We start from the raw sequence: 23410 nt of genomic DNA on the forward strand, positions 1-23410 counted from the left end.
CGCTTCCCCAAATGTATGCATGTCAGAACATCGACACCGGTGCCCGCACATTGACTGTGTAGTCTGTATCAGCCTGGCGAGCACCGGTATGATGGATGAGAACTCAGGGATTTGCTTTCAGAGAAAGCCAATCGGTGAAGCGTTCAAACGATGCTGTTTGTTTTGCAGCATTTTCCAAAATATTCGAGGCTGCGCTTCGGCCATCGCTTCTGCGTTTTGGGGTCAACCTTTATCAGGCCGAAGTTCTTTGCAAATCCTTCGTTCCATTCCCAGTTGTCCGTGGATGACCAGTAGACCAGCCCCTTCAGGTTGACGCCTTTCTGCATCGCCTTATAGGCTTCCTCAACATAGCCCTTGATGAATTCAATCCGGGTTGTGTCTTCGACAACCCCATTGACGACGGTATTGGGTTCGTCGACAGGGAAACCAAATTCAGTGACGTAAATGTCGGGTGCACCATAACCGTTGTGAACGCGCAGCAGCGTTTCCGAAAAGCCGTCTGGTTCATAGGGCAGATATTTGGTGAGTTTGAGATTGTCTGGAGGTGTGTCCTGTATGAACCCAAGTGGCGTGTATGGCTCGGCTTTGACATAGAAACGTGAATAATAGTTCACGCCAAGAAAATCGGGCTTGGCGGCAATGATCTCCATGTCTCCCGGGCGGATGACTGGTGCGACCAGCGCGCGCACCTCTTGCGGATACTCCTGTCCGAACAAAGGATCGAGATAGGCTGTGTTCCAGTAGGCATCCATGGTTCGAACGATTTTCTCGTCCTCTGGGAAGTTAGATTTGGAGCGAACAGTCTGGAGATTGAGAGTGGTGCCGACTTTGGCATCTTTTGGTAGGTTGGCACGGGCGGTAGCGATGATAAGACCCTGCGCAACATTTTGATGGTGGATAGCGTCTCCCATCGCCCTTAAGGATATATATCCCGGTGCAAAACGCCCCGATCCGTAACCGAAGGTGGAGACAGTGCCGGGCTCGTTCATGGCGATCCAAAGCTTGATGCGGTCGCCAAACTTGCGCGTGATGATTTCCGTGTAATCGGCTGCATATTGAATGATTTCACGATTGCGAAAATTACCCGCCCAGACCGGATTTTCGAAATGCACGATAGTCGCCATGGGGTCGAGCCCAAGCTGCAGCATTTCGTCAACCATGCGGTCATACAGATCGAGTGCTGCAATACTTGGCGCTCCCGGTCCTTCCGGCTGAATGCGCGACCAGTAGAAAGAAAAGCGAAAGGCATTCAAACCGGCATTTGACAACATGGCGAGCTCTTCGCCGTAGCGCGTTTCAAACTGCGTGTTCGTTACATTGGAGGAGCCGTCGTGAATCCTTCCAGAGATATCCGCGAAAACGTCCCAGTTGCTGCGGCCACGACCGGCGCGGCTCTCGGTCTGCGCGGCAGCAGACGCGGCGCCCCACTTGAAACCGGGTGGAAAAGTCTTCTGCTGAGCAAATGCAATTTCCGGGGCAATTGTGGCGGCTGCAGTAGCTCCGGCCACTTTTAAGAACGAACGTCGTGAAAAGCTAAACCGGCTTGACTGATCGTGGTCCATTCGCGAGATCCTGTATCTGAAAGGATAGGTATCTGTTAAGGGCAGGAATCTGGCGTCAGAAAAGCGCGAGCTTTTCCGGTTGTAGTGAAAACTGTCCTTGGAGAGATTTAGTCTTCTGCATATTCGCTGCGCGTGCGTGTTTCATATTGAAACAGGCGCATCTATTCTCCTCAACTACGAGCTATAGGTAAAACTCAAAGAGGAGCAATACGAATTTATCCCATATTGGTATATATATTATCTCTATCTAATACGTACTGGAAGATATTAGAATTTATTTGGAAATAGAAATCGACCGGTTTATATTTATATGGAAATATAAAAGCGGATGCTTCTGTTAAGGGTGCTCTTTGCTTCATTTAGAGCAGTTATTTTCGTGGCAAATTCATGAGCGCGCGAGGGGCGTGTTGTTTAGAAGGCCTACTTGACGCTCTCAAGTGGATTTTAGGAAGTAATGAATGCCGTCAACATTTGTGTTTGGCTCGAAGAAAGGCTGGTAAATAGTGCCGGAATTTTTTCTCTCGACCGATATGGTGGATGAAAAATCTCGCAATGCTTTCTGGCAGGAAGTATCGAAACTCATATACGAAGTTTCACCTGCCGACGAGAATATCGATACCGAGCTGATCGGGACAATCCGCTCGCGGCTGTTCGACAGTATGGTTCTGGGCGACACGACGTTCAATGAGCAGATCTGCCGGCGGACGCCGGAGATGATTGCGCGCACCGATCTGGATATCTGTCTGCTTCAGCTTGTCCTGTCAGGGGAATATACAGGCGATTTCGACGGGACGAATGTCTATGTGCAGCCGGGTGACATGTTTTTCATGGACCTCACCAAAGTGCTGGATAGTCGAAAGGAAGCTGGCTCCCGAGTGACCCTCGCCATACCCCGGTTTGAGATAAACAAATGGTTCCCCGCAAAAGATCTGCATGGGCTGGTTCTGCCGAGGAATGTGAACATCAATCAGGTGCTGTTCGATTTTATTTTGAGTCTGGATGGTGCGCTGGATTTCGTTCAGGAGAATGAAATACCGGGGATCAAGGAAGCACTTGTCCTGTTGCTGGTCGCGGCCGTGGATGGTGTTGCGCTCTCTCCGGCGCAATCGAGCGCCATTGACCAGTCTATGCGACAAAGAGTGATGGACTATATCGATCTGAATATTCGCGACCAGCGTTTGAGCCCCAAGACGATCATGGCGCATTTCAAACTGTCACACTCGCATCTGTATCGGCAGTTCGATCAGGATGACGGCATTACCAAACTGATCCGGCAGAAGCGTTTGGATCTGGCTTACCGCTATCTCATCCATAGCAAAGGCAGGGCGGAAACTCTGAAAGAGATCGCTTATAAATGCGGCTTCTCGGATCGCGCCCAGTTCACGCGGCTGTTCAAGGATCGCTATGATGTTTCACCGCAAGATCTGCGCGAACTGAAACAAGTTCCGGGGCATGATCCGATGTCGGCTTCCAACCTGCACCAGCACATTCAGGATCATCTGGCGCGCATACAGCCAGCCAAGTCCTGAAAGATCAGACCGCGGCCTTTTCGAGGGCGCGGTTCCGCTCAGCGATCAGCGTGGCAATGACCCCGGCAACGAGAACCGCGTGCTCGCTGACTTGCGGCAATCCCATCAGCTCACCGAAGGTGCCGCGTGCGAGCGGTCCGGCGATCAGCAGCGTTTCATCGGCGAAGCCTGATGTCGAGATCGCACGACTTTGCCGGTCACAGAGAAGACCGAGGCCAGTCGGACAGAGCGCCAGATGCCCTGATGCGGCAAGCGCGCTCAGCAATGGCTGTGATCCGAGAATGCCGCCATGACCGGGACCGGTGGTGACAACCACCTTGTCCACGTCGAGAATATCGAGTTCGCCTGTCCGGCGATCTTTGAGGCCGATGCGCAAGGTGTCGCCGGAGGCAGCCGCGCTACGGACGGAGGCGGCGCGGACAGACAGGCTGCCATCGGCGACAGCGCTATCGAGAGCATTTTCCACTTGTGGAGCAATGCGGAAGCGATGCACATCCCAGAACGGGCGAACATGGCGAGCAATGCGTCTGCGCTCCGACACGGGCAAGGCCCGCCAGATGTCCTGCCCTTGAAGACGGACTGCATCGAGAACCGGATGCCAGCTCAACCCTTCGGCTTGTGCTGCCTTAATGACTTTGCGCACCCGGTGCAGCAATTTTGAAGCGCTGAGCGATGGCTCGGTGATGAAATCGCCATAAGGGTCATGGGTGGTACGGGGATGACCGCGGGAGCGAAGGCCACGGCGGGAAATCGAAACGATCTGGCCCTTATGGCCATGTGCTTTCAGCGTGGCGATGACGTCGGCTGCCGTCAGTCCGTTGCCGACTACCAGCACGCGATCTTTTGACTGAACATTATCCAGTGCGCCAGGGCGCGTTGCGTCGGCAATCAGCCCCTGATGCTCCCTGATCGGGTCCAGCACACCCGGCAGGGATGGAGCGGGATGGCTGACCGCCAATACGACGACATCGGCGATGATCGGCTCGCCGTCTTCTGTTTCAATGGTCCAGAAGTCATTGTCCTTGGTCGCATTCACAGCGCGGGTGCGGCGGTGCTCCACGCGTCCGGCCTCAATGAGCGGCTCCAGTCTCGATGACGCATAAAGGCCGAAGACTGTACGGGCCGGGAAGGGGGCTCCGTCCAGACTGAAGGCATCCCGATCGCTTTCCAATATCCGGGTTTCTGCGAGCCAGTTGCTGAAATCCTGCGGCTCGTCGGGCAGGATGGACATCCGGTCGGCAGGCACATTGATGCGGTGCACCGGTTCCAGCGTGTCATAAGCCAGGCCACGCCCAAGCTTCTCGCGTGGCTCAATCACCACGATCCGCCAGTTGGCGTCATGCTGGTGGTGGGACAGTTGGCGCGCCAGATGCAGCGCAACAGCCGCGCCTGTAAAACCGCCGCCGATGATGGCGACGGTGCCTGTGTGGGCTTTCGTCAGCATTTCAAATCTCACGAGCCGGAAGCGACCTTTACATTACCCCCATGTCCGCCGCCGCCAAACACCTGTTTTTTGCCGAAGGACGAGCGGATCTGGTTGCGCGGACCTTCCAGCCCCAATTCGGGGAACAGGAGTTCGGAAACCCGGTAAGCCTCTTCCAGATGCGGATAGCCGGAAGCGATCACGGTATCGATGCCCAGTTCCTGATATTCGCGCAGGCGCGCGGCAACGGTTTGCGGCGATCCGACCAGAGCAGTCCCAGCGCCGGAACGTACAAGGCCGATGCCCGCCCAGAGATTGGGCGATACTTCCAACTTGTCACGGCGTCCGTTGTGCAAGGCGACCATGCGGGCTTGACCGACAGAATCGGAGTTTTTCAGGAAAACCTGCTGGGCTGCGGCGATGGTTTCATCGTCGAGATGCGCAATCAGACGGTCGGCGGCTTCCCACGCTTCATCATCCGTTTCGCGCACGATGAAGTGCAGGCGGATACCGAAGGAAATCTGGTCGTCGCGGCCTTTGGCCTTGGCGGCTTTGCGAACAGCGGCGATCTTTTCGCCGACTTGAGCCGGAGGCTCGCCCCAGGTCAGATATTTGTCGACGAGACCGACCGAAAAGTCGATGCCGGCCTGTGACGAACCACCGAAATAAATAGGCGGATGGGCTTGCACGGGCGGAAGTCCGAGAGCTGCATTGTGAGCCTTTATGTATTTGCCGTCGAGATTGCCGTGGCCGGTTTCGATCAGATCGTTGAACACCTGGAAGAATTCATCGGCATGGTCGTAACGTTCATCATGCGGCAGGAAAATGCCGTCGCCAGCCAACTCCTGCTGGCTGCCGCCAACGACGATATTGAGAAGCAGCCTGCCTTGAGACACGCGATCAAGCGTTGCGGCAAGGCGCGCATAATAAGCAGGTGAGGCGACACCGGGACGGATCGCCACCAGAAACTTCAGCTTTTCCGTATAGGCGGCGAGGTTTGCGGCCAGAACGAAGGACTCTTCGCACGCAACGCCTGTCGGGATGAGAACGCCGGAATAGCCGAGGCGGTCGGCGGCTTGTGCAATTTCCCGAAAATAGGCGGGATCGGAAGGGCGGCTCAGCGCGTCGGTTCCCAGATAGGTGCCGTCACCCGATGACGGGATGAACCAGAGAAAATCGAGCGGCTTTCCATTGGTGGACATGAGAGACCTTTCTTCCAGTGTTCCGTAAGCCCACTCATTGCCCGATGGATGCCATCGGACATATGGAGCAGCGCAATGTGTTCGGGGAATATTGTAGCTGACCAGATTGCTCGCTTAAGGAATGCGATGCTAAAAACCGCGCCATGCGTGAAGTTTATCGACGCGGTAGACCGGGTTATCGTGAAACATGATTGCTGTCACATCAGGCAACGCCGGATGAACTGCTGAACGTCAACTCTGTGGGTCCAGCGCTGGCAGCCCGAGAAACTTGTTCCAGTTTCCGCCGATGATCGATATTTCTATACCGCGAAATGAGGGAGACAGAATGCGCCGCGACAAGAAGAAGGCGACGATTTACGACCTTTCCGTTCTGTCGGGAAGCTCGCCTTCCACGGTCAGTGCCGTGCTCAATGGTACGTGGCGCAAGCGCAGGATCAGTCAGGCGACGGCGGAATCCATTCTGGGCCTTGCCGAACAGCACCAATATACCGCCAACCGTCAGGCGCAGGGGCTGCGTCATTCCCGGTCCGGCCTTGTCGGACTGCTGCTGCCTTTGCACGACAACCGCTTCTTCTCGTCCATGGCGCAGACATTTGAGGCGCATGTCCGCGCGCGGGGGCTGTGTCCCGTCGTGGTCAGTGCGGGGCGCGATCCGGATGAAGAGCGAGAAACGGCGGAAACGCTGATTTCCTATTCCATCGATGAATTGTTCATCTGTGGCGCGACGGACCCGGACAGTTTGCATGAATTATGCGAGCAGGCTGCGATCCCCCATGTGAATATCGATCTGCCCGGATCGAGGGCGCCATCAGTGACCACAGATAATTTCGCCGGTGGCCGGATGCTGACGGAAGCGATCATCGCGCATTTTGCCGATCGTGAGCCATTGCAGCCGATGGAGCTTTGTCTGTTCGGTGGGCGCAACGATGAGTCCACACGCCAGCGTATTCGCGGTTTTCATCATACCAAGCAGGCCGTGCTGGGTTCCGATCCGGAAAACTGCGTTTTCCACACCGGCTATTCTCCGTCTAATACGCTGCGAGCGCTCGATGACTATCGCAGGCATCATGGTCGGTTGCCGCGTGGTCTGTTCGTCAATTCCTCGATCAATCTTGAGGGTCTGCTGCGCTATATGGTCGAGTATCCGCACGAGCAGCTCAACGATCTGGTGGTCGGCTGTTACGACTACGACCCCTTTGCCTCCTTCCTGTCGTTTCCGGTGATTTCAATCCAGCAGGACGTGGAAGGCATGATCGCCAAAGCCTTCGATCTGATGGAAAAACACGTCACGGAACCGGAGCTGCATCTGGTTATGCCCAGATTAATCGCGCCGCGTTCGGCCATCGCGCTGCCGGTGGATAGTCTGAAAGATATCAAATAAATACATGCTGCTGGCGCAGCTCTGGCCGGAACCGCGCTGCGTTTTTCCAAGCTCGTTTTATTACAAGCACTCCGACATCGTCATCGCATACACCACGGAATCGTGTTGACAGATTTTAGAGGCTGGCGCATTATCAGCTTGCACAATCGATTGTGCAAATTGTTGTGCAAAGTTACAGCATCTCCAACCGGAAGAGGCCGGGGACGAGATGCCGCCGCCTGACGGGAGATGGCGGCGCTGGCAAGTGGAGGCAATGCTACGCGCGTGAATTTTTTGAAAACGGCTGTCCGGAGTGCGTTTCGATCTGTTTGAATCGGATCGGCGCTCTAGATATCTGCGCTCAAGCACATCCTTTCGAAAGCGGGATTGTATTTCGGGGATGTCCGGTGAGCGAGCCGTTGGCTTCAGCGCATGTAAAGCCGCCTCGTGCAGGCGAAATTCCCGGTCGGATGCCAGAAAAACAGACAATCAGGAGGAGAGTGTCATGAAGGTATCGAAGATGACAGGCGCGCTGGCTGGCGTGCTGATGATGGCCGCTACGACGGCTCATGCGGAAGTCAAGGACGCGGTGGTCGGCTTTTTGATGCCGGATCAGGCATCCACGCGCTATGAAGAGCGCGATTTCCCGGGTTTCGCAGCAGAAATGAAGAAGCTCTGCGAAAGCTGCAAGGTGCTTTATCTCAACGCCGATGGCGATGCGACCAAGCAGCAGCAACAGTTCAATTCGGTCATTTCGCAGGGCGCGAAGGTGATTGTTCTCGATGCCGTTGATACTGCTGCCGCAGCCTCCCTCGTGAAGCTGGCCCAGTCGCAAGATATCAAGGTCATCGCCTATGACCGTCCGATCCCGGATGCGACGTCGGATTTCTACGTTTCGTTCGACAATGAAGCCATCGGCAAGTCGATTGCTGAATCGCTCGTCAAGGACCTGAAGGCCAAGAACGTGCCGACCGACAAGGGCGGCGTTCTTCAGATCAACGGTTCGCCGACCGACGCGGCTGCCGGTCTTATCAAGAACGGCATTCATGCCGGTCTGAAGGACAGCGGCTACAAGACGCTGGCCGAATATGACACGCCGGAATGGGCGCCAAGCAAGGCTCAGCAGTGGGCGAGTGGCCAGATCACCCGCTTCAACGACCAGATCGTCGGCATTGTGGCTGCCAATGATGGCACCGCAGGCGGTGCGATTGCGGCCATGAAGGCTGCGGGCATCGATCCGTTGCCGCCGATCACCGGCAACGACGCGACCATCGCGGCGCTTCAGCTGATCATTTCGGGTGACCAGTTCAACACCATCAACAAGCCATCGGAAATCGTCGCTTCGGAAGCTGCGCGCGTTGCCGCCCAGTTGCTGAATGGCGAAACGCCGAAGGCTGAAACCACCCTTTACAACACGCCGTCGAAGCTTTTCGTCCCGGCGGTTGTGACGGCTGAAAACCTCAAGGCTGAAATCATCGACAAGAACGTTGTTCCAGCAGCAACGCTGTGCGTCGATCGCTATGCCGATGGTTGCAAGAAGCTCGGCATCACGAACTAAGCAACGATCCGCCCGGCCGGTTTACCGGTCGGGCGTCTTTTTTACGCACATCTGATCCGAAAGCCGTTTCACATTTTTCGGGATGTGCTGTGTTTCGTGCGCAAAGACATATCGTGCGATATGTCGGGGAAAGTGAAAAATGTCCCAGGAAAACAAAGCGGCGACGTCATCGTCGCAGCCCGTGCTGCGCCTCAGCGGCATTTCCAAGAATTTCGGCGCGGTTTCTGCGCTGACCGATATCGATCTGGAAGTCTATCCGGGTGAAGTGGTGGCGCTGGTTGGCGACAATGGCGCCGGAAAATCCACGCTCATCAAGACGCTCGCCGGTGTGCATCAGCCGAGTTCGGGTACGATAGAATTCAATGGCGAGAAGGTTGTGCTGTCCTCGCCGGGCGTTGCGCTCGATCTTGGCATAGCGACGGTCTTTCAGGATCTGGCGCTGTGCGAAAATCTCGATGTCGTGGCCAATATTTTCCTTGGCCGGGAGCTTAGCCCCTATCGCCTCGATGAAGTATCGATGGAAATCAAGGCTTGGAAGCTTTTGAATGAGCTTTCTGCCCGTATCCCGAGCGTCCGCGAGCCGGTCGCCTCGCTTTCGGGCGGCCAGCGGCAGACCGTCGCGATCTCGCGCTCGCTGCTGCTCGATCCAAAGCTCATCATGCTCGACGAACCGACCGCCGCACTTGGTGTTGCGCAGACGGCGGAAGTGCTTGATCTGATCGAGCGCGTGCGTGATCGCGGTCTGGGTGTTCTGATGATCAGCCATAATATGGAAGATGTGCGCGCCGTCGCAGACCGCATCGTGGTGCTGCGTCTCGGTCGCAATAACGGTGTTTTCTATCCGGATTCATCGAACGAGGAACTGGTTGCCGCCATCACTGGCGCAACCAGCAATTCTGTTTCCCGCCGTGCCGAACGACGTCAGGCACAGCACGATGACGCCCATGACCGGGGAGAAGCATGATGAACCAGACAACCGGAAATACCCCCCTCGACCGGCAGGATGCCCGCGTGCGTCATGATGAAGGCGTTTCGGGCGCGCTGCGCAGCTTCTTCGACCGCGTCCGCTCGGGCGATCTCGGCTCGCTGCCGGTTATCGTCGGCCTAGTCATCATCTGGACAGTGTTCCAGACGCTGAACCCGGTTTTCCTGTCGAGCAATAACCTCGTGAACCTGCTGTTCGATTGCTCGACCATCGGCGTCATTTCGCTTGGCATCGTTTGCATTCTGATGCTCGGCGAAATCGATCTGTCTGTTGGTTCCGTCAGCGGTCTCGCGTCGGCCATCGTCGGTGTGTTGTGGGTCAACAATGGCTGGCCGGTGGCGCTGGCAATTGTCGCCGCCCTTTGCGCGGGCGCGCTAATCGGCCTGCTCTATGCGTTCCTTTATAACCGCTTCAGCATGCCAAGCTTCGTGTCGACGCTGGCGGGTCTGCTCGCAGCACTCGGTTTACAGCTCTATCTCCTCGGCAATACCGGCTCGATCAATCTGCCTTACGGCTCCTGGCTCGTCAGCTTCGGCCAGCTTCTGGTGATGCCGCGCCCGCTCTCCTATGCGCTGGCGCTGATTGCAGGTCTCGCGATCTTCTTCACGGGTTTTCGCTCGGCGCAGCGTCGTCGTGAGGCCGGGCTTTCGGCACCTTCCGTTGCTGGTATCTCGCTGAAGGCCATCATCATCACGCTCATCGTCGGTGGTGCGGTGTTCTATCTCAACCAGTCGCGCGGCGTGCCGTGGATGTTCGGCCTGTTTGTGGCGCTGGTGGTTGCCATGAACTATGCGCTGACCCGCACCCGCTGGGGCCGCGCCATGCAGGCCGTCGGCGGCAATCGTGAAGCCGCGCGCCGTGCCGGTATCAACGTCACCTTCATCTATATCTCCGCCTTCGTCACCTGTTCGGTATTGGCTGCGGCAGGCGGCATTCTGGCCGCATCGCGTCTGGCATCGTCTAGCCAGCAGGCCGGTACGGGCGACGTCAACCTCAACGCCATTGCGGCAGCGGTTATTGGCGGCACCAGCCTGTTTGGCGGTCGCGGCAGCGCATGGTCGGCCCTGCTCGGCATCATCGTCATCCAGTCGATTGCCAGCGGTCTGACCTTGCTCGATCTGTCGTCGTCGCTTCGCTATATGATCACCGGTGCCGTACTGGCTATTGCCGTGATTGTCGATTCTCTTGCACGCCGCTCGCGCCAGTCGCACGGTCGCGCCTAACAAATAGAAGGATTCTCCAAATGGCCCAGGATCTCAAAGGACAGGTTGCAGCGGTTACCGGCGCTGCCTCCGGCATCGGCTTCGAATGTGCAAAGCATATGATCGAAGCAGGCATGACTGTGTTTCTCGTTGATCGTGACGAGAAGGCGCTGGCCGAAAAATGCGCGGAGCTTGGCGATAAGGCAAAGCCGCTGGTCATCGATCTGCTCAGCCCGGAATCGGTTGCCACCATGGTGCCGCAGATTCTCGAACAGGCTGGTCAGCTTGATGTGTTCCACGCCAATGCGGGCGCTTATATCGGCGGGCCGCTCTGGGAAGGTAATCCGGACGCCTGGGATCGCATGTTGAACCTCAACATCAATGCGGCGTTCCGCACGGTTCACGCTGTGCTACCGCATATGATGGAGCGCAAGACAGGCGACATTATCATGACCAGCTCGGTGGCCGGTGTGGTGCCGGTGATCTGGGAGCCGATCTACACGGCCTCCAAACATGCCGTGCAGGCTTTCGTGCATACGGTTCGCCGTCAGGTTGCGCCGCATGGCATTCGCGTCGGCGGTGTCCTGCCCGGCCCGGTCGTGACCGCGCTGATCAGCGACTGGCCGAAGGCAAAGCTCGAAGAAGCGCTGGCCAATGGCAGCCTGATGGAGCCGAAGGAAGTGGCTGAATCGGTGATGTTCATGCTGACGCGCCCGCGCAACATCACCATTCGCGATCTCGTCATCGTGCCGCAGAGCCTCGATCTGTAATTCCTTCAAGAACGGTCCCGGTTAAAACGGAATCGGGGAAACGCTCTATCTTGTTGTTTTTACGCATTATCCTACGCAAAACCGCTTCGCACTTTTGCTGGAAATGCTCAAAAACGGGTCGGAGACCATGACTTATTATTATTTGGGCGTCGATGTCGGCACCGGGAGCGCCCGGGCTGGCGTGTTCGACGCCAGGGGTACAATGCTGGCTTCGGCCAAGCGCGACATTACGATGTGGCGCGAGGCTGGCAGCATTGTTGAACAGTCGAGCGCCAATATCTGGCAGGCCGTCTGCGAAAGCGTGCGCGAGGCGGTGAAGGTGGCCGGGATCGATCCTGCCAGCGTTGCCGGTATCGGCTATGACGCCACCTGCTCGCTCGTGGTGCTGGGCGAGGGCGGCAAGCCGCTCGCCGTTGGCCCGTCGAATGACCCGGCCCGCGACATCATTGTCTGGATGGATCATCGTGCGGTCGAACAGGCCGAGCGCATCAATGCAACCAAGGCCAAGGTGCTGGATTATGTCGGCGGCACCATTTCGCCGGAAATGGAAACGCCAAAGCTCCTCTGGCTGAAGGAAAACAAGCCGGAAAGTTTTGCGTCCGCCTGGCAGTTTTTCGATCTTACCGATTTTCTGACCTGGAAGTCTTGCGGCAGTCTTGCGCGTTCGGCCTGCACGGTCACCTGCAAATGGACCTATCTAAGCCATGAAAATCGCTGGGACGAAGCCTATTTCCGCGAAGTTGGCCTCGGAGAACTGGCCGATGAGGGCTTTGTGCGCATTGGTACGGAGGTTCGCGCTGGTGGCGAGAAGCTTGGCGTTCTGAGCGAACAGGCCGCTGCAGAGCTTGGCCTCAAGCCGGGCATCGCGATTGCCGCCGGTCTGATCGACGCTCATGCGGGCGGTATTGGCACGGTGGGCGCGCGCGGCGATGCGGGCAAGGTGTTGTCGCGCATGGCCTATGTGTTCGGCACATCCGCCTGCACCATGACCACGACCGAACAGCCGGTTTTTGTGGATGGCGTCTGGGGTCCGTATTATTCGGCCATGGTGCCGGGGCTCTGGCTCAATGAGGGCGGTCAGTCGGCGGCGGGTGCGGCCATTGATCATCTGATCCATATGCATCCCTTCGCCGCTGAAGCGGAAAAGCAGGCTGCGGCTGAAGGCAGGGGTCTGGCAGACCGTCTTGCTTCCGAAGTGGAAGCGCGCGGCGGTGCTGCAAAGACGGCTGAGATCATCGGCGATATTCATGTCGTACCGGAATTTCTCGGTAACCGCGCACCATTCGCGGACCCGGACGCCCGTGCTGTCATTGCCGGGCTTGATCTTGATGCGGGTATCGACAGCTTGACTGCGCTTTATCTGGCCGGTCTTTGCGGGCTTGGCTATGGCGCGCGCCAGATCGTCGAAGCGCAGAAGGCAAAGGGCATCGCGACGGATACCATCGTCGTCAGCGGCGGTGCGGCACGTTCGCATCTCGTGCGTCAGGTGCTGGCCGATACGACGGGTCTCGTCATCGCGGCTTCCACCTCGCCGGAACCGGTTCTGCTCGGCTCAGCCATGCTTGGAGCCGTTGCGGGCGGCGCCTATCCGGACCTCGCGACGGCGATGGACGCCATGTCCGAACTGGGCGAGGTCAATCAGCCCGATTCCGACCGGGTAAAATGGCATGATCGCCGTTTCGAGGCGTTCACGCTGTTGCAGGACACGGCACGCAAGCTGCGCGATTTCTGATCGCGATCAGCAGCGATGAAATGTAAACAGCCCCGGCTCGATATCGAACCGGGGCTGTTCTCGTTAAAAGGAATGGCCTTACATCAAAGGTGCATCGGCTTCTGGTTCATATTCGCGCGCGCCGTCATCCTTCGCGAACAGCACGCACGGACCTTGCGAGCCGCGCGGGTCATAGGCAAAGCCTTTTTCGGCCAGCGCATGGGTGATATCGCGAATGCCAGCCAGACCGTAAAGATGGTCGTGCAGCTCCAGGAAAATGCGCTCGACGCCCGGCAGTTCGGCCAGCTTGAGCAAATCACGCTCCGCGCCTTCAATATCCATCACCAGCACATTGATGCCGTGGTCGGCGATGAACTGGTCGATATTGGTTGAGGTGATGGAAATCGTGCTTTCGTAAGGCCCCTGATTTTCGTCCATGGACGACATCCAGAGGTCCTTGCGCACGTAGAAGCGGAAGGTGCCGGTTTCACCCGCGCTCAAAATGCCTTGCGACAGGACCACATTGTCATGGCCGTTGGCGTCGAGTACGCGCCGCGCCAGCGAGGCGGTTGCCGGATTGGCTTCGAAGGCCCAGACGGCCACATCATCGATTCGCGCAATCAGGGAGGTGATGATGCCGATACCGGACCCCAGTTCCAGAACCCGGTCACTGGCCTTCACGGCCTTTTTGATCGTACGGGCTTCCTTGGCTTCATAGCTGCCGCTGCTCAGCGCCTGCCAGATGACGGGCGATACTTCGCCCGGCTCGATGGGTACAACGACCCCATGTACATTCAACACTTACGCACCCAATAGATTGCTGCCACATAATTATTGGTAGCAGTTAGCTGCGTCCGGAAACAGTCCTTCCTCGTCGTTTTTTGGTATGCAGATAAGCGAGCTCTGTTGCAGGCATCGGCCTGCCGATCAAATAGCCTTGTACCTGATCACAACCGAGGCCCTTGAGGCATTCATACTGTTCCTCGGTCTCGATACCCTCGGCGATGGTGATCATCCGCAGGCTGCGGCCAACGCCGGTGACCAGCTCGACAATGGCAAGCGCGTCGCTGCGCGTCGTGACATCGCGGACAAACGAGCGGTCGATCTTGATCTTGTCGAAGGGGAAGCCGCTCAGGCTGCCGAGCGACGAATAACCCGTGCCGAAATCATCCATGGCGATCTGGATGCCGAGCGCTTTCAAGCCGCGCAGGGTTTCCAGCGTCTGCTCGTTCTTGTCGAGCAACACGGATTCGGTGATTTCCAGTTCCAGCCTGCGCGGATCGAGGCCGGTTTCCTCCAGCGCCGCCATCACGGTCTGGACAAGATCCTTGTCGCGGAACTGCACCGGGGAAAGGTTGACGGCAATCCTCAGAGGCTTGTTCCAGCGTGTCGCTTCCTGACAGGCGGTTTTCAACACCCATTCGCCAAGCGGCATGATCGTACCGATCTTCTCGGCCACGGGAATGAACTCCATCGGAGAAACCGGGCCGCGCACCGGATGCGTCCAGCGCAGAAGCGCTTCGTAGCCGCAGATTTCCCGCGTGTCTGTCGTCGCCTGCGGCTGGTAGTAGACTTCCATTTCGTTGTTCTGGAGTGCGGTTTGCAAATCCGCTTCGAACGACTTCTTTTCACGCAGCCGCGTCAGCATGTCTGACTTGAAGACGCTGACATGTCCATGGCCGACGGCCTTGGCTTCATAAAGCGCCAGATCGGCATGCTTGAACATTTCTTCCGTGTCCGGCTCGCCTTCCGATATGGCGACACCGACGCAGGTTCCGATCTTGATTTCCAGCTCTCCAACCCGATACGGACGGCTGATTTCGTCCATCAGGCGAGCGGCGAATTCGAGCGAGTCCTCCTCGGTCATGCCTGTCGACAACACGGCAAATTCGTCACCACCGAGGCGGCAGACAATATCGCCCTTGCGGCTCAGCCGCGTCAGCCGCCGTGAAACGGCTTGCAGCAGGATATCGCCGACATCGTGCCCAAGCGTGTCGTTCACATCCTTGAAGCCGTCGAGATCAAGCAGAAGAATGACAGCTGACGGCCCGCCGGAGAGGGCTGCTGTCAGCCGCGTTTCCAGATCCTGGCGGAACAGGACGCGGTTCGGAAGGCCGGTTAGCGCGTCGTGATGCGCATCATGTTCGAGACGAAAGTTCTGTGATTGCAGTTCCGCCGTGGCTTCGCGCAGGTCGGCCGTGAGGCGCTGCATGCGTCCGTGGGCGCGGTCCAACAAATTATTATGGCGGATAAGCAGAATGACCAGAATGACGCCGCAGAGAATAAGGCCTGCAGCCAGCGCCGTATAGATGAAATGGAGCTGCTTGACGTCGCTTTGGGCGGCATCGATCAGCCCGACATCATGCTCCACCGATGTGGAGGCAAGTGTCGTCAAAGGCCCGTCCAGCTCGCTCATGGCAACCAGCATGGCCTTCATGTCTTCCGGGCTCATCGTGTCGAGCTTTATATCCAGCTGGTGGATGATCTCGCTCAGTTTCACGTAAAGCTGGCGGCGTCCTGGGTCGTCCTGAATGAACGAGCGCAGATTGCCCTGCTGAAGCATTTCAAGGCGCCCGACCATGAAGTCGAGCCGCAGCCGGACTTCATCGCGATCGACATCGGGAAGCCCAAGCGCCAGCGCGCTGAGCCGGTGCTCAAGGCGCAGATATTCAGACACAGTCTGCCCGATGGACCAGGAGTCATTATACCGGGAAAACTTTTGCAAAGCCGTCTGACGCTCTGCGATGACATAGGCGATATAGCCCGTTGCCACCACAAAGCAGCAGATAATGACACCCAGTATGCGTCTCAAGCTTGGCCTCTATTCGACGATCAGCTTGGCAACCTGCCAGGCGGAGCGCGTGTAATAAGTTTGATTCTGGAGTTGAGGGTCGCTGTCATACGGGTAGATAATAAACAACGGTCCTTTGTCCCGTACGGCCATGTACTTTCCGTCCCGCTTTAAAGCAAGAATTACGTTGAATTTCTTGAAATCATCGAGCGGAATGGTGGTCACGTAGTCGTTGAGCGCGACGGCGGTGACCGTTTTGCCTTCTGCGCCGACCAGTTTCATGAGCTGATCGAGAGAAACGCCCTCAAAGCTAACCTTTCCGTCGTACCACGGATTGGCGGTTTCCACGGTCTTGAGGCCGAGGGCTTCCAGACCTGCGCGGTCGAACTGCGCTGTGTCCCCATTATTCTTGTTCTGGATATTGCCCGATATGGTGAGGATAGGCTTGTCCTGCGGCTTGGGCAAAGAACCGGCGAATGCGCCGGAAACGGCGGTCGCGCACACGACCAGGCAGACTAAAAGACGACTAAGGTTCATTGCATTTCTCCCTGAGATGGTCGGTCAATAAAGCAAATTACCTAAATCAGCGTGAATACTGCGGACGCATTCGAAATTCATAAGACTCGATAAAATTCGCGTCCATGATCTTTCGCCGGCACTTATAACAAATGAAAACAATAGCATAGTAGACGCTTGCCTAAGGAATTCGTCAAGAGCCGACCATCGCTTCGATTATTTTATTTTCATTTTTTTTCGAGTTGTCGAATAGCTATACCATTTGTGCGGCAAAAAGGCGGCATTGTTAAGTAATGAATAATATGAATCGTGCGAAGGGTGACAATTCGCATAATAAAACAACTTAGGATTGCCGGATTTGTGGTGCGGGTGTGCAGTCCAGATCATTCTGGAATCGCGGCGCGTAAAGTATTGATAGCAATGCCGCAATGCGGGTGGTTAGAGCCGTCCGACTCCTCGTTATTTGAGGGCTGACGGCAGCAAAAACGGAAGTTCATCTCAATGTGCGTGTAATCTATCAAGCCCGCCGATCATGCTTCAATCAGGCAAAACTGTCACGATATACGACATCTGCCGTATTGTGACGGGCTGGTTTCGAACGATAATTTCCCTAACAACTTCATGTCATAATATTGGCTGGCTGCATTGATGCGGTTTGCTAGTCTACGCGGGGGCGTCCAGCGAGTGAGGAAGATTTCTTCCTCACTCGCTGGTTTTATCGCAGCGCGTTTGCGCTATCGCATTACACGGAGGCAAGTGCCTCTGCGATTGTATCTTTCAGCGCCAGACGCTGCTTGCGCAAAAGCGTTTCTTCTTCCTGGCTCAAGGGCGTGATCTTGGTTTCAGCCAGATGAATACGATCATTGATCGAGTCATATTCTTCCAGAATACGCGCGAAACGCACATCCTTCGCCTTAAGGGCATGGATAGCTTCAATCTGGCCGGGGAACTCTTCTCCGAGCGTGTGGGGCGTGTTCGACATGACGTCTCCTTCCTTTGCTATGGTCAAGCTTCGCAGAGCAGGTCGGAATGGGCATTGATCGCGATCAAATCCAAGCGATCGCTTATACAATACCAGCTGTCATATGGTTATCAAAATACGGCCCAACCCTTCGGGCACATCGCCACGCGGAATCACTTTGTGAAGACGGTCGGCTTCCAGCCGCGAGCAAAACCCATCGACATTGCAAGACTGGCATATTCGATTTCCTTGATGAGAAAATCACGATCCTTCAGCAAGGCTTCGATAGCGGTTCGCACGTCGCCATTGTGATAGGCGAGAACGAGGTCAATCTCGTCCTCATAGCCCTGTTTTTGTACAAGCGCGTTCATTTGCCGTGCTCCTTATAAGCAGACATCATCATTCCTAAGCATATCGGAATCTATTGGCTTTCGCCGTTGATGTTCTTATTTTGTTCACGTCTTATAAAAGAGTCAAGCCTGTTGCTTTCCATATAGCGAGGAATTTCCGCGATTGTGCGTAACCGGCTGTGAGTATGGGATTCTTTCGCAACAAGGCGCGACAGGCATGCTGCTTTCCTGTCATGTATAGCCATCGGCTGTGCCTTGAGCTCGGCTGGTTGCATAAATGACGGTTGGCACATGAATAAAGTGCCAACCTCTAAATTCAGTGTTAGCTTTGAGTAGAAGTTGCAGAATTTCGCGGTCGTGCAGGTGCTGCCTTTCGCTTAGGCTTAGGTAACAGTCCTTCTCGCTGCGCTCTTTTTTTCGCATCTTTGCGCGCGCGCCGGATGGCTTCGCCCTTCTCTCGGACACGTTTTTCTGACGGCTTTTCGTAAGCGCGACGGGCTTTCATTTCACGAAAGACACCTTCGCGCTGCAGCTTCTTTTTTAGTACACGGAGCGCTTGGTCGACATTGTTATCTCTTACGAGTACCTGCAATTTCTATCCTACTCTTTTGATGGTTTGGTGTGATCGCGCTCCAATCGCGCAGCTCGGAGGCGTTCAGTCTTTGCGTCTACTGCCGCTCTTTCGTTTTCCAGGATGCCTTTAGCCGTCTTGTCGGTAACCGCGTTTTTGGTTTCCATTCGCGTGAGAGGCTGCTTGAAGAGCGTTTCTTTTGTTAGTTCACCCATACTATACTCCCGTTCGGCACGTTGGTTCCGCATTTGGCTACGAAAAACAGAGGCCAAAATAAAAAAGGCCGGGCTAACCCGACCTTCTGTTTGTCTCAACCATCAATGCCAGTACATCCGTGGTCAAAGATCGGAGACAATATTTCTTCTCTGATTACAGAGCCTGAAGATTGTCAGCAGCCTTTTTGCCTGAGCGGCGATCTGCTACCAGTTCAAAACCCACCTTCTGGCCTTCGTTGAGCGAATGCAAACCTGCGCGCTCAACTGCAGAAATGTGAACGAACACATCGGGAGAACCGTCGTCAGGCTGAATAAATCCAAAGCCTTTTGCGCTGTTAAAGAATTTTACTGTTCCGTTGGTCATATTGAATATCCTTCAAATCGAACGGTTAAATAATAACGAAAATTAATTCGCTGCGAGTTTTACGATTTGAAAGAAAAAGAGGGGCTTATAATTTTAGCCGCGTCGTTCGATGACAAAATCGATACAAATTATCTAGCGCTGACTAAGGATTTTTACAAGGCCTGGACAGTCAATTTATTAAAACGTGATTATCTAATTGCGAAATACACCCACAACGAAAAACCGCAACGGGACAAATGACTGCTGTCTACCCAAGAGGACAATCAGTATGTACTCGCCGGTTCAAAAGGCCCCCCGAGAGAGAGACCGGGATGCAATCTGCAGGGCCTTAAACAAGGTACGGATGCCTTGGGCGTCGATCACTGAATAATGCACGTGCCGGGCCAGTCACGGCATGAGCGGTTTGCGCAGCCGGAGAGGGCGCTGATGATAAGAGCCGTACAGAAGATAACGGTGAGTGGTTTCAATTTCCCCTACCCAAAGAAACTAAGAATACTTACCGGACAATAACGTGATTCCAGATATCCACAACTGCATCAGCCATCATATGTAGCGAAGACAAAATACCATGTTGCGTGGACCTGCCACGCCTTTTCGTAAGTCGTTGTAATTTATGGAAATCTATTTGCGACAAGACGCGACATCAAAACAGACCTAAAACGGTGCCGCTTCGCGTCTATTTTTTTGATTTTCTCAAGGAAAATATTGGCTGGGGAACCTGGATTCGAACCAAGACTAACGGAGTCAGAGTCCGTTGTTCTACCCTTAAACTATTCCCCAGCAAGGATTGCAAATTATTCTCTTATCGAGAGTTTGCAATTGCGACAGGAGCGTGAAGCTCGTTCGCGACGGCCTCCATCTAGCGAACTCAAACCGCGAACGCAACCCCTTTCTTTGAAAAAAGAACAGCAAATTTAGCTATCCCCAATTTGTCGAGCCGCGATGGTCAAAAAAACCGCAAAGCTTGGCCTTTTGTCAGGTGGTCAAGCGGACGGCGTGAATTGACACGGCTTTAAAATAAAAAGGCCCGGCCAGCGGAGGAGCGGGCCGGGCAAAGGGCAGGCTGGCCGAGAGGGGACCCGGCTTGTGAAGGTGGCGCCTGCCAGATGTTCCGTCGGCAGTTCGGGCGGAGGGTTGTCTTCGCCCGAACCACCGGGATTCAAGAGGCTGCTGAAGCACTTGGCTCAGCAGATATGCCGTGTGGCCTCGATGCGGCGCTGCGCATCGGCAAGCGAACGCAGAACACGTGTCGGATTTTCTTTGCCGCGATAATGCGTCGCCGTATAGACATCACCGCGATGCAGGCCGATGTCGCGCAGAAGATAATCGTCAAGCTCGTTCAGTCGCATCACGTGCTGTCGATTGCGGAGAATCATCCAGCGACGCAGAGCCGACGTAAACACAGCTTTCACCGTTTGCGCGAACGTGGAGGTTGCTGCGCTCGTTGCCGGTAAATAGGTCGTCGTTGTCTTGCTTATCGCTGTCATGTCCGCTCTCCTTTAAATCAGCGGTGCTAAGGGGTTCTCATCGTCAGGGTCATGCGCTTTCGCGGCTCCTTTCCTCTACGATGGCTGCTTTATCCAACAATCGAATTGATTGTTCCAACGAATGTTTCTAATGTCATTCTTCAATAATAGTGATGGATAGCGCCCATGAGCACGCCTCTGGATCTGGATCAGTTACAAACCTTCATCGCGATAGCCGACACGGGCAGTTTCACACGCGCTGCCGATGCGATTTTCAAGACGCAATCGGCGGTCTCCATGCAGATGCGGCGGCTTGAGGAACGGATCGGAAAGCCGTTGTTCGAACGGGACGGGCGCTCCAATCGTCTGACCGAAGATGGCGACAGGCTGCTGCTTTATGCGCGGCGGATGATGCAGCTGAATGGCGAAACCATTGCGGCTTTCGATGATACGCAACTGGAAGGGCATGTCCGCATCGGAACACCCGATGATTATGCCGACCGCTTCCTGCCGGAAATCATGGCGCGTTTCGCCCGCTCCAACCCGCGCGTTGAACTGTCGGTGGTCTGCGAGCCGACGGTCAATCTCGACGAAATGATCCGTCGCGGCACGCTGGATATTGCGCTGGTCACCCAGTGCGACGACAAGCGCCGTTCGGAAGTGGTCCGCACCGAACCGCTTCTCTGGGTCACATCGGCCAATCATGCCGTGCATGAGGAAGCTGTTCTGCCGCTTGCAGTGGGACGTCCGACATGCATCTGGCGTCATGCGGCAATTGAAGTGCTGGAAGCGGCGAAACGCGATTATCGCATTATCATCACAAGTTGGTCCGCAACGGTTTCGGCGGCTGCAGTCCTCTCTGGCCTTGCCGTTTCGGTGCTGCCGGAATGTGCGTTGCGCCCGGGTATGCGGGTGCTGGGCGAGGCGGACGGATTTGGCACCTTGCCGGAATTTGGCATTGGCATTATGCGCGGTCTGAACAAGCAGAATGGGGTGGTGGATGCGCTGGCGCAGCACATTATCGAAAGCCTCGACAATATTTCGTCGCCGCAGCCGGTGGGCATTGTCGGCGCGATGAATTCACCGGAAATCTCTTCGTTTCCGGCGGTTCGCACGCGGAGGGTGCGGGCCAATGAATTGCTGCCTGGCTGGTAAGGCCAGTTGTGATCGCACTGTAATTTGCCGTGTGGCTGCTTGACCAGCCGTACCGGCTAATGGCCTATGATGGGATGAGCATGGGTTCCGATTCGAGTTTTACCGGCGCATCGTCGAATGTCGCCGAGTATAGCGTCTCCGAGATTTCCGGCGCTTTGAAGCGCACGGTCGAGGAAACGTTCGGCCATGTGCGCGTGCGGGGTGAAATTTCCGGTTACCGCGGGCCGCATTCTTCCGGCCATGCCTATTTTGCCTTGAAAGACGACCGTTCGCGGCTGGAAGCCGTGATCTGGCGTGGCTCCATGGGTCGCCTGCGGTTTCGTCCCGAAGAAGGCATGGAGGTTATCGCCACCGGCAAGCTGACCACCTATCCGGGATCGTCAAAATATCAGATCGTCATTGAGCAGATGGAGCCGGCGGGCGCCGGTGCGCTGATGGCGCTTCTGGAAGACCGCAAGCGCCGCTTAGCGGCGGAAGGCCTGTTCGATCCGGCGGTCAAGCAGCTTCTGCCCTTCATGCCGCGCGTGATCGGTGTGGTGACATCACCGACAGGCGCTGTCATTCGCGATATTATTCACCGCATTTCAGATCGCTATCCACTGCATGTCATCGTTTGGCCCGTGCGCGTGCAGGGCGAGACGAGCGGGCCGGAAGTGGCAGCTGCCGTGGATGGTTTCAATGCGATGCCGGAAGACGGCCCCGTGCCGCGCCCCGATGTGCTGATCGTGGCGCGTGGCGGCGGCAGTCTGGAAGACCTGTGGGGCTTCAACGACGAAATCGTCGTACGCGCCGTGGCTGCGTCGCATATTCCGGTGATTTCGGCGGTCGGCCACGAAACCGACTGGACGCTGATCGATCTTGCTGCCGATGTGCGCGCACCAACCCCGACAGGCGCTGCGGAAATGGCCGTGCCGGTCAAGGCCGATTTGCAGGCAACGCTTGCCGGGCAATCAGCGCGTCTTGCCTCTGCTATGTCGCGCTTCATTGATCTGAAGCGGCAGGCGCATCGCGCGGCAGCGCGCGCGCTGCCGTCTGCCGATCAGTTGCTGGCCTTGCCACGCCGCCGTTTCGACGAATCCGCGTCACGACTGACGCGGGCGCTGTTCGTCAACACACAGAAGAAGCGCGTTCACTTTGAAGGGCGCGCCCGTCAATTGTCGCCGCGCCTGCTGCAACGCCGCTTTGTTGAGCAGCAACGCACCATGTCGCTGCTTGGCCAGCGACTGCCGCGTGCGCTGGAAGCCTTCCTGCGTGAACGCCGCACGGCGCTTTCGCATCGCGCTGACCGGCTGGTCCCGGAACCGATTTTGCGGCGCACCCGCCTTGCCACATCGGCGGTCGAACAGCTGGATCGCAGGCGCGATCAGGCAGTGCGGCTATTGATCGAACGGGCCAAACGGCGCGGACAGGAACTGGAACGCCTCATGCGCACCCTGTCTTATGAAAGCGTGCTGGATCGCGGCTTTGCCATCGTGTTCGATGCGGACGGAAATCCGGTCAAGCAGGCTGCAAGTGTTGCTGCGGGTGATGCCCTGTCGCTCCGCTTCCGTGACGGCGATGTTGCGGTGGTTGCCGATGGCGGCGCAGAGGGCGAATCGCCAGCCAGGCCGAGCGGGACGAAAAAGCCTGCATCGTCCCGTCCGGGTGGGCAGGGATCGCTATTTTAGCAACACTCGCAATCTCTTGAATGCCGAATTGAGAGGTGTCCGCTCACCGGGG

Annotated in this window: 21 protein-coding genes and 1 tRNA gene; 9 read left to right on the plus strand and 13 right to left on the minus strand. The window is 56.2% G+C overall.

Annotated elements, in window-relative coordinates:
* Nucleotides 1–143: 143 nt before the first annotated feature.
* Nucleotides 144–1562 (minus strand): family 1 glycosylhydrolase, encoded by a 1419-nt coding sequence (locus tag FHW03_RS04200; protein ID WP_182519503.1) that lies wholly within the window; start codon nt 1560–1562, stop codon nt 144–146.
* A 503-nt stretch (nt 1563–2065) separates the two neighbouring features.
* On the opposite strand from FHW03_RS04200, the gene FHW03_RS04205 reads away from it, so the two are divergent.
* Nucleotides 2066–3091, plus strand: coding sequence for a helix-turn-helix domain-containing protein (locus FHW03_RS04205; protein WP_182519504.1), 1026 nt, complete (start codon nt 2066–2068; stop codon nt 3089–3091).
* Nucleotides 3092–3095: 4 nt separating this feature from the next.
* Here FHW03_RS04205 and FHW03_RS04210 read toward each other — a convergent pair whose 3' ends face one another.
* Nucleotides 3096–4535 carry an FAD-dependent oxidoreductase gene (locus FHW03_RS04210; RefSeq protein WP_182519505.1) on the minus strand — a complete coding sequence of 480 codons (1440 nt, stop codon included), beginning with the start codon at nt 4533–4535 and terminating at the stop codon, nt 3096–3098.
* 8 nt (nt 4536–4543) lie between these two features.
* Nucleotides 4544–5716, minus strand: a complete 1173-nt coding sequence (ssuD, locus tag FHW03_RS04215) for an FMNH2-dependent alkanesulfonate monooxygenase (protein WP_182519506.1) — start codon at nt 5714–5716, stop codon at nt 4544–4546.
* A gap of 325 nt (nt 5717–6041) precedes the next feature.
* Here ssuD and FHW03_RS04220 point away from each other — a divergent pair, with 325 nt between their 5' ends.
* The 6 genes from FHW03_RS04220 (at nt 6042) to FHW03_RS04245 (ending at nt 13323) form a co-directional block, all read left to right on the plus strand.
* Nucleotides 6042–7097 (plus strand): LacI family DNA-binding transcriptional regulator, encoded by a 1056-nt coding sequence (locus FHW03_RS04220; protein WP_182519507.1) that lies wholly within the window; start codon nt 6042–6044, stop codon nt 7095–7097.
* A gap of 484 nt (nt 7098–7581) precedes the next feature.
* Nucleotides 7582–8634 (plus strand): sugar ABC transporter substrate-binding protein, encoded by a 1053-nt coding sequence (locus tag FHW03_RS04225; RefSeq protein WP_182519508.1) that lies wholly within the window; start codon nt 7582–7584, stop codon nt 8632–8634.
* Between the two features lie 139 nt (nt 8635–8773).
* Nucleotides 8774–9598, plus strand: a complete 825-nt coding sequence (locus FHW03_RS04230; protein WP_138783453.1) for an ATP-binding cassette domain-containing protein — start codon at nt 8774–8776, stop codon at nt 9596–9598.
* Nucleotides 9598–10842: a sugar ABC transporter permease gene (locus FHW03_RS04235; protein ID WP_182520040.1), complete on the plus strand. Its 1245-nt coding sequence runs from the start codon at nt 9598–9600 to the stop codon at nt 10840–10842. The genes FHW03_RS04230 and FHW03_RS04235 overlap by 1 nt, the downstream gene beginning before the upstream one ends.
* A 20-nt stretch (nt 10843–10862) precedes the next feature.
* Nucleotides 10863–11591: an SDR family oxidoreductase gene (locus tag FHW03_RS04240; RefSeq protein ID WP_182519509.1), complete on the plus strand. Its 729-nt coding sequence runs from the start codon at nt 10863–10865 to the stop codon at nt 11589–11591.
* Between the two features lie 127 nt (nt 11592–11718).
* The gene (locus FHW03_RS04245) at nt 11719–13323 is read left to right on the plus strand and encodes an FGGY-family carbohydrate kinase (protein WP_182519510.1); all 1605 of its coding nucleotides are present in this window, start codon (nt 11719–11721) and stop codon (nt 13321–13323) included.
* A gap of 78 nt (nt 13324–13401) precedes the next feature.
* On the opposite strand, the gene FHW03_RS04250 is transcribed toward FHW03_RS04245, so the two are convergent.
* The 10 genes from FHW03_RS04250 to FHW03_RS04295 all read right to left on the minus strand — a co-directional run bounded on the left by FHW03_RS04250 (nt 13402) and on the right by FHW03_RS04295 (nt 20557).
* Nucleotides 13402–14103, minus strand: coding sequence for an FkbM family methyltransferase (locus FHW03_RS04250; RefSeq protein WP_182519511.1), 702 nt, complete (start codon nt 14101–14103; stop codon nt 13402–13404).
* Nucleotides 14104–14146: 43 nt separating this feature from the next.
* Complete coding sequence (locus FHW03_RS04255) at nt 14147–16114, minus strand: EAL domain-containing protein (protein WP_182519512.1); 1968 nt, start codon at nt 16112–16114, stop codon at nt 14147–14149.
* A 9-nt stretch (nt 16115–16123) separates the two neighbouring features.
* Nucleotides 16124–16630, minus strand: a complete 507-nt coding sequence (locus FHW03_RS04260; RefSeq protein ID WP_182519513.1) for a molybdopterin-dependent oxidoreductase — start codon at nt 16628–16630, stop codon at nt 16124–16126.
* Nucleotides 16631–17351: 721 nt separating this feature from the next.
* Entirely contained in the window at nt 17352–17591 is a 240-nt protein-coding gene (locus FHW03_RS04265) for a YdcH family protein (RefSeq protein ID WP_182519514.1), read from the minus strand.
* A 152-nt stretch (nt 17592–17743) separates the two neighbouring features.
* The gene (locus FHW03_RS04270) at nt 17744–17941 is read right to left on the minus strand and encodes a CUE domain-containing protein (protein ID WP_182519515.1); all 198 of its coding nucleotides are present in this window, start codon (nt 17939–17941) and stop codon (nt 17744–17746) included.
* Between the two features lie 301 nt (nt 17942–18242).
* Nucleotides 18243–18512, minus strand: coding sequence for a 30S ribosomal protein S21 (gene rpsU, locus FHW03_RS04275; RefSeq protein ID WP_182519516.1), 270 nt, complete (start codon nt 18510–18512; stop codon nt 18243–18245).
* Between the two features lie 8 nt (nt 18513–18520).
* Nucleotides 18521–18706 (minus strand): hypothetical protein, encoded by a 186-nt coding sequence (locus FHW03_RS04280; RefSeq protein ID WP_182519517.1) that lies wholly within the window; start codon nt 18704–18706, stop codon nt 18521–18523.
* Between the two features lie 154 nt (nt 18707–18860).
* On the minus strand, nt 18861–19070 hold the full coding sequence (locus FHW03_RS04285; RefSeq protein ID WP_182519518.1) for a cold-shock protein: 210 nt from the start codon (nt 19068–19070) through the stop codon (nt 18861–18863).
* A gap of 706 nt (nt 19071–19776) precedes the next feature.
* Nucleotides 19777–19850: transfer RNA gene (locus FHW03_RS04290), tRNA-Gln, on the minus strand.
* Nucleotides 19851–20254: 404 nt separating this feature from the next.
* On the minus strand, nt 20255–20557 hold the full coding sequence (locus FHW03_RS04295; RefSeq protein ID WP_182519519.1) for a DUF1127 domain-containing protein: 303 nt from the start codon (nt 20555–20557) through the stop codon (nt 20255–20257).
* Nucleotides 20558–20722: 165 nt separating this feature from the next.
* On the opposite strand from FHW03_RS04295, the gene FHW03_RS04300 reads away from it, so the two are divergent.
* Both FHW03_RS04300 and xseA read left to right on the plus strand, forming a co-directional pair.
* Entirely contained in the window at nt 20723–21691 is a 969-nt protein-coding gene (locus FHW03_RS04300) for a LysR substrate-binding domain-containing protein (protein WP_182519520.1), read from the plus strand.
* An 80-nt stretch (nt 21692–21771) separates the two neighbouring features.
* Entirely contained in the window at nt 21772–23358 is a 1587-nt protein-coding gene (gene xseA / locus FHW03_RS04305; RefSeq protein ID WP_182519521.1) for an exodeoxyribonuclease VII large subunit, read from the plus strand.
* Nucleotides 23359–23410: the final 52 nt, after the last annotated feature.

Source organism: Ochrobactrum sp. RH2CCR150 (genome assembly GCA_014138095.1).
Taxonomy (GTDB): domain Bacteria; phylum Pseudomonadota; class Alphaproteobacteria; order Rhizobiales; family Rhizobiaceae; genus Brucella; species Brucella gambitense.

Bases quoted from the DNA above. Each gene is read 5' to 3' on its own strand.
- FHW03_RS04245 (WP_182519510.1), top strand. From the start codon at position 11,719: ATGACTTATTATTATTTGGGCGTCGATGTCGGCACCGGGAGCGCCCGG.
- FHW03_RS04260 (WP_182519513.1), bottom strand. From the start codon at position 16,630: ATGAACCTTAGTCGTCTTTTAGTCTGCCTGGTCGTGTGCGCGACCGCC.
- ssuD (WP_182519506.1), bottom strand. From the start codon at position 5,716: ATGTCCACCAATGGAAAGCCGCTCGATTTTCTCTGGTTCATCCCGTCA.
- xseA (WP_182519521.1), top strand. From the start codon at position 21,772: ATGGGTTCCGATTCGAGTTTTACCGGCGCATCGTCGAATGTCGCCGAG.
- FHW03_RS04230 (WP_138783453.1), top strand. From the start codon at position 8,774: ATGTCCCAGGAAAACAAAGCGGCGACGTCATCGTCGCAGCCCGTGCTG.
- FHW03_RS04200 (WP_182519503.1), bottom strand. From the start codon at position 1,562: ATGGACCACGATCAGTCAAGCCGGTTTAGCTTTTCACGACGTTCGTTC.
- FHW03_RS04300 (WP_182519520.1), top strand. From the start codon at position 20,723: ATGAGCACGCCTCTGGATCTGGATCAGTTACAAACCTTCATCGCGATA.
- FHW03_RS04225 (WP_182519508.1), top strand. From the start codon at position 7,582: ATGAAGGTATCGAAGATGACAGGCGCGCTGGCTGGCGTGCTGATGATG.
- FHW03_RS04295 (WP_182519519.1), bottom strand. From the start codon at position 20,557: ATGACAGCGATAAGCAAGACAACGACGACCTATTTACCGGCAACGAGC.
- FHW03_RS04265 (WP_182519514.1), bottom strand. From the start codon at position 17,591: ATGTCGAACACGCCCCACACGCTCGGAGAAGAGTTCCCCGGCCAGATT.
- FHW03_RS04280 (WP_182519517.1), bottom strand. From the start codon at position 18,706: ATGGGTGAACTAACAAAAGAAACGCTCTTCAAGCAGCCTCTCACGCGA.
- FHW03_RS04240 (WP_182519509.1), top strand. From the start codon at position 10,863: ATGGCCCAGGATCTCAAAGGACAGGTTGCAGCGGTTACCGGCGCTGCC.
- FHW03_RS04220 (WP_182519507.1), top strand. From the start codon at position 6,042: ATGCGCCGCGACAAGAAGAAGGCGACGATTTACGACCTTTCCGTTCTG.
- FHW03_RS04210 (WP_182519505.1), bottom strand. From the start codon at position 4,535: ATGCTGACGAAAGCCCACACAGGCACCGTCGCCATCATCGGCGGCGGT.
- FHW03_RS04285 (WP_182519518.1), bottom strand. From the start codon at position 19,070: ATGACCAACGGAACAGTAAAATTCTTTAACAGCGCAAAAGGCTTTGGA.
- FHW03_RS04235 (WP_182520040.1), top strand. From the start codon at position 9,598: ATGAACCAGACAACCGGAAATACCCCCCTCGACCGGCAGGATGCCCGC.
- FHW03_RS04270 (WP_182519515.1), bottom strand. From the start codon at position 17,941: ATGAACGCGCTTGTACAAAAACAGGGCTATGAGGACGAGATTGACCTC.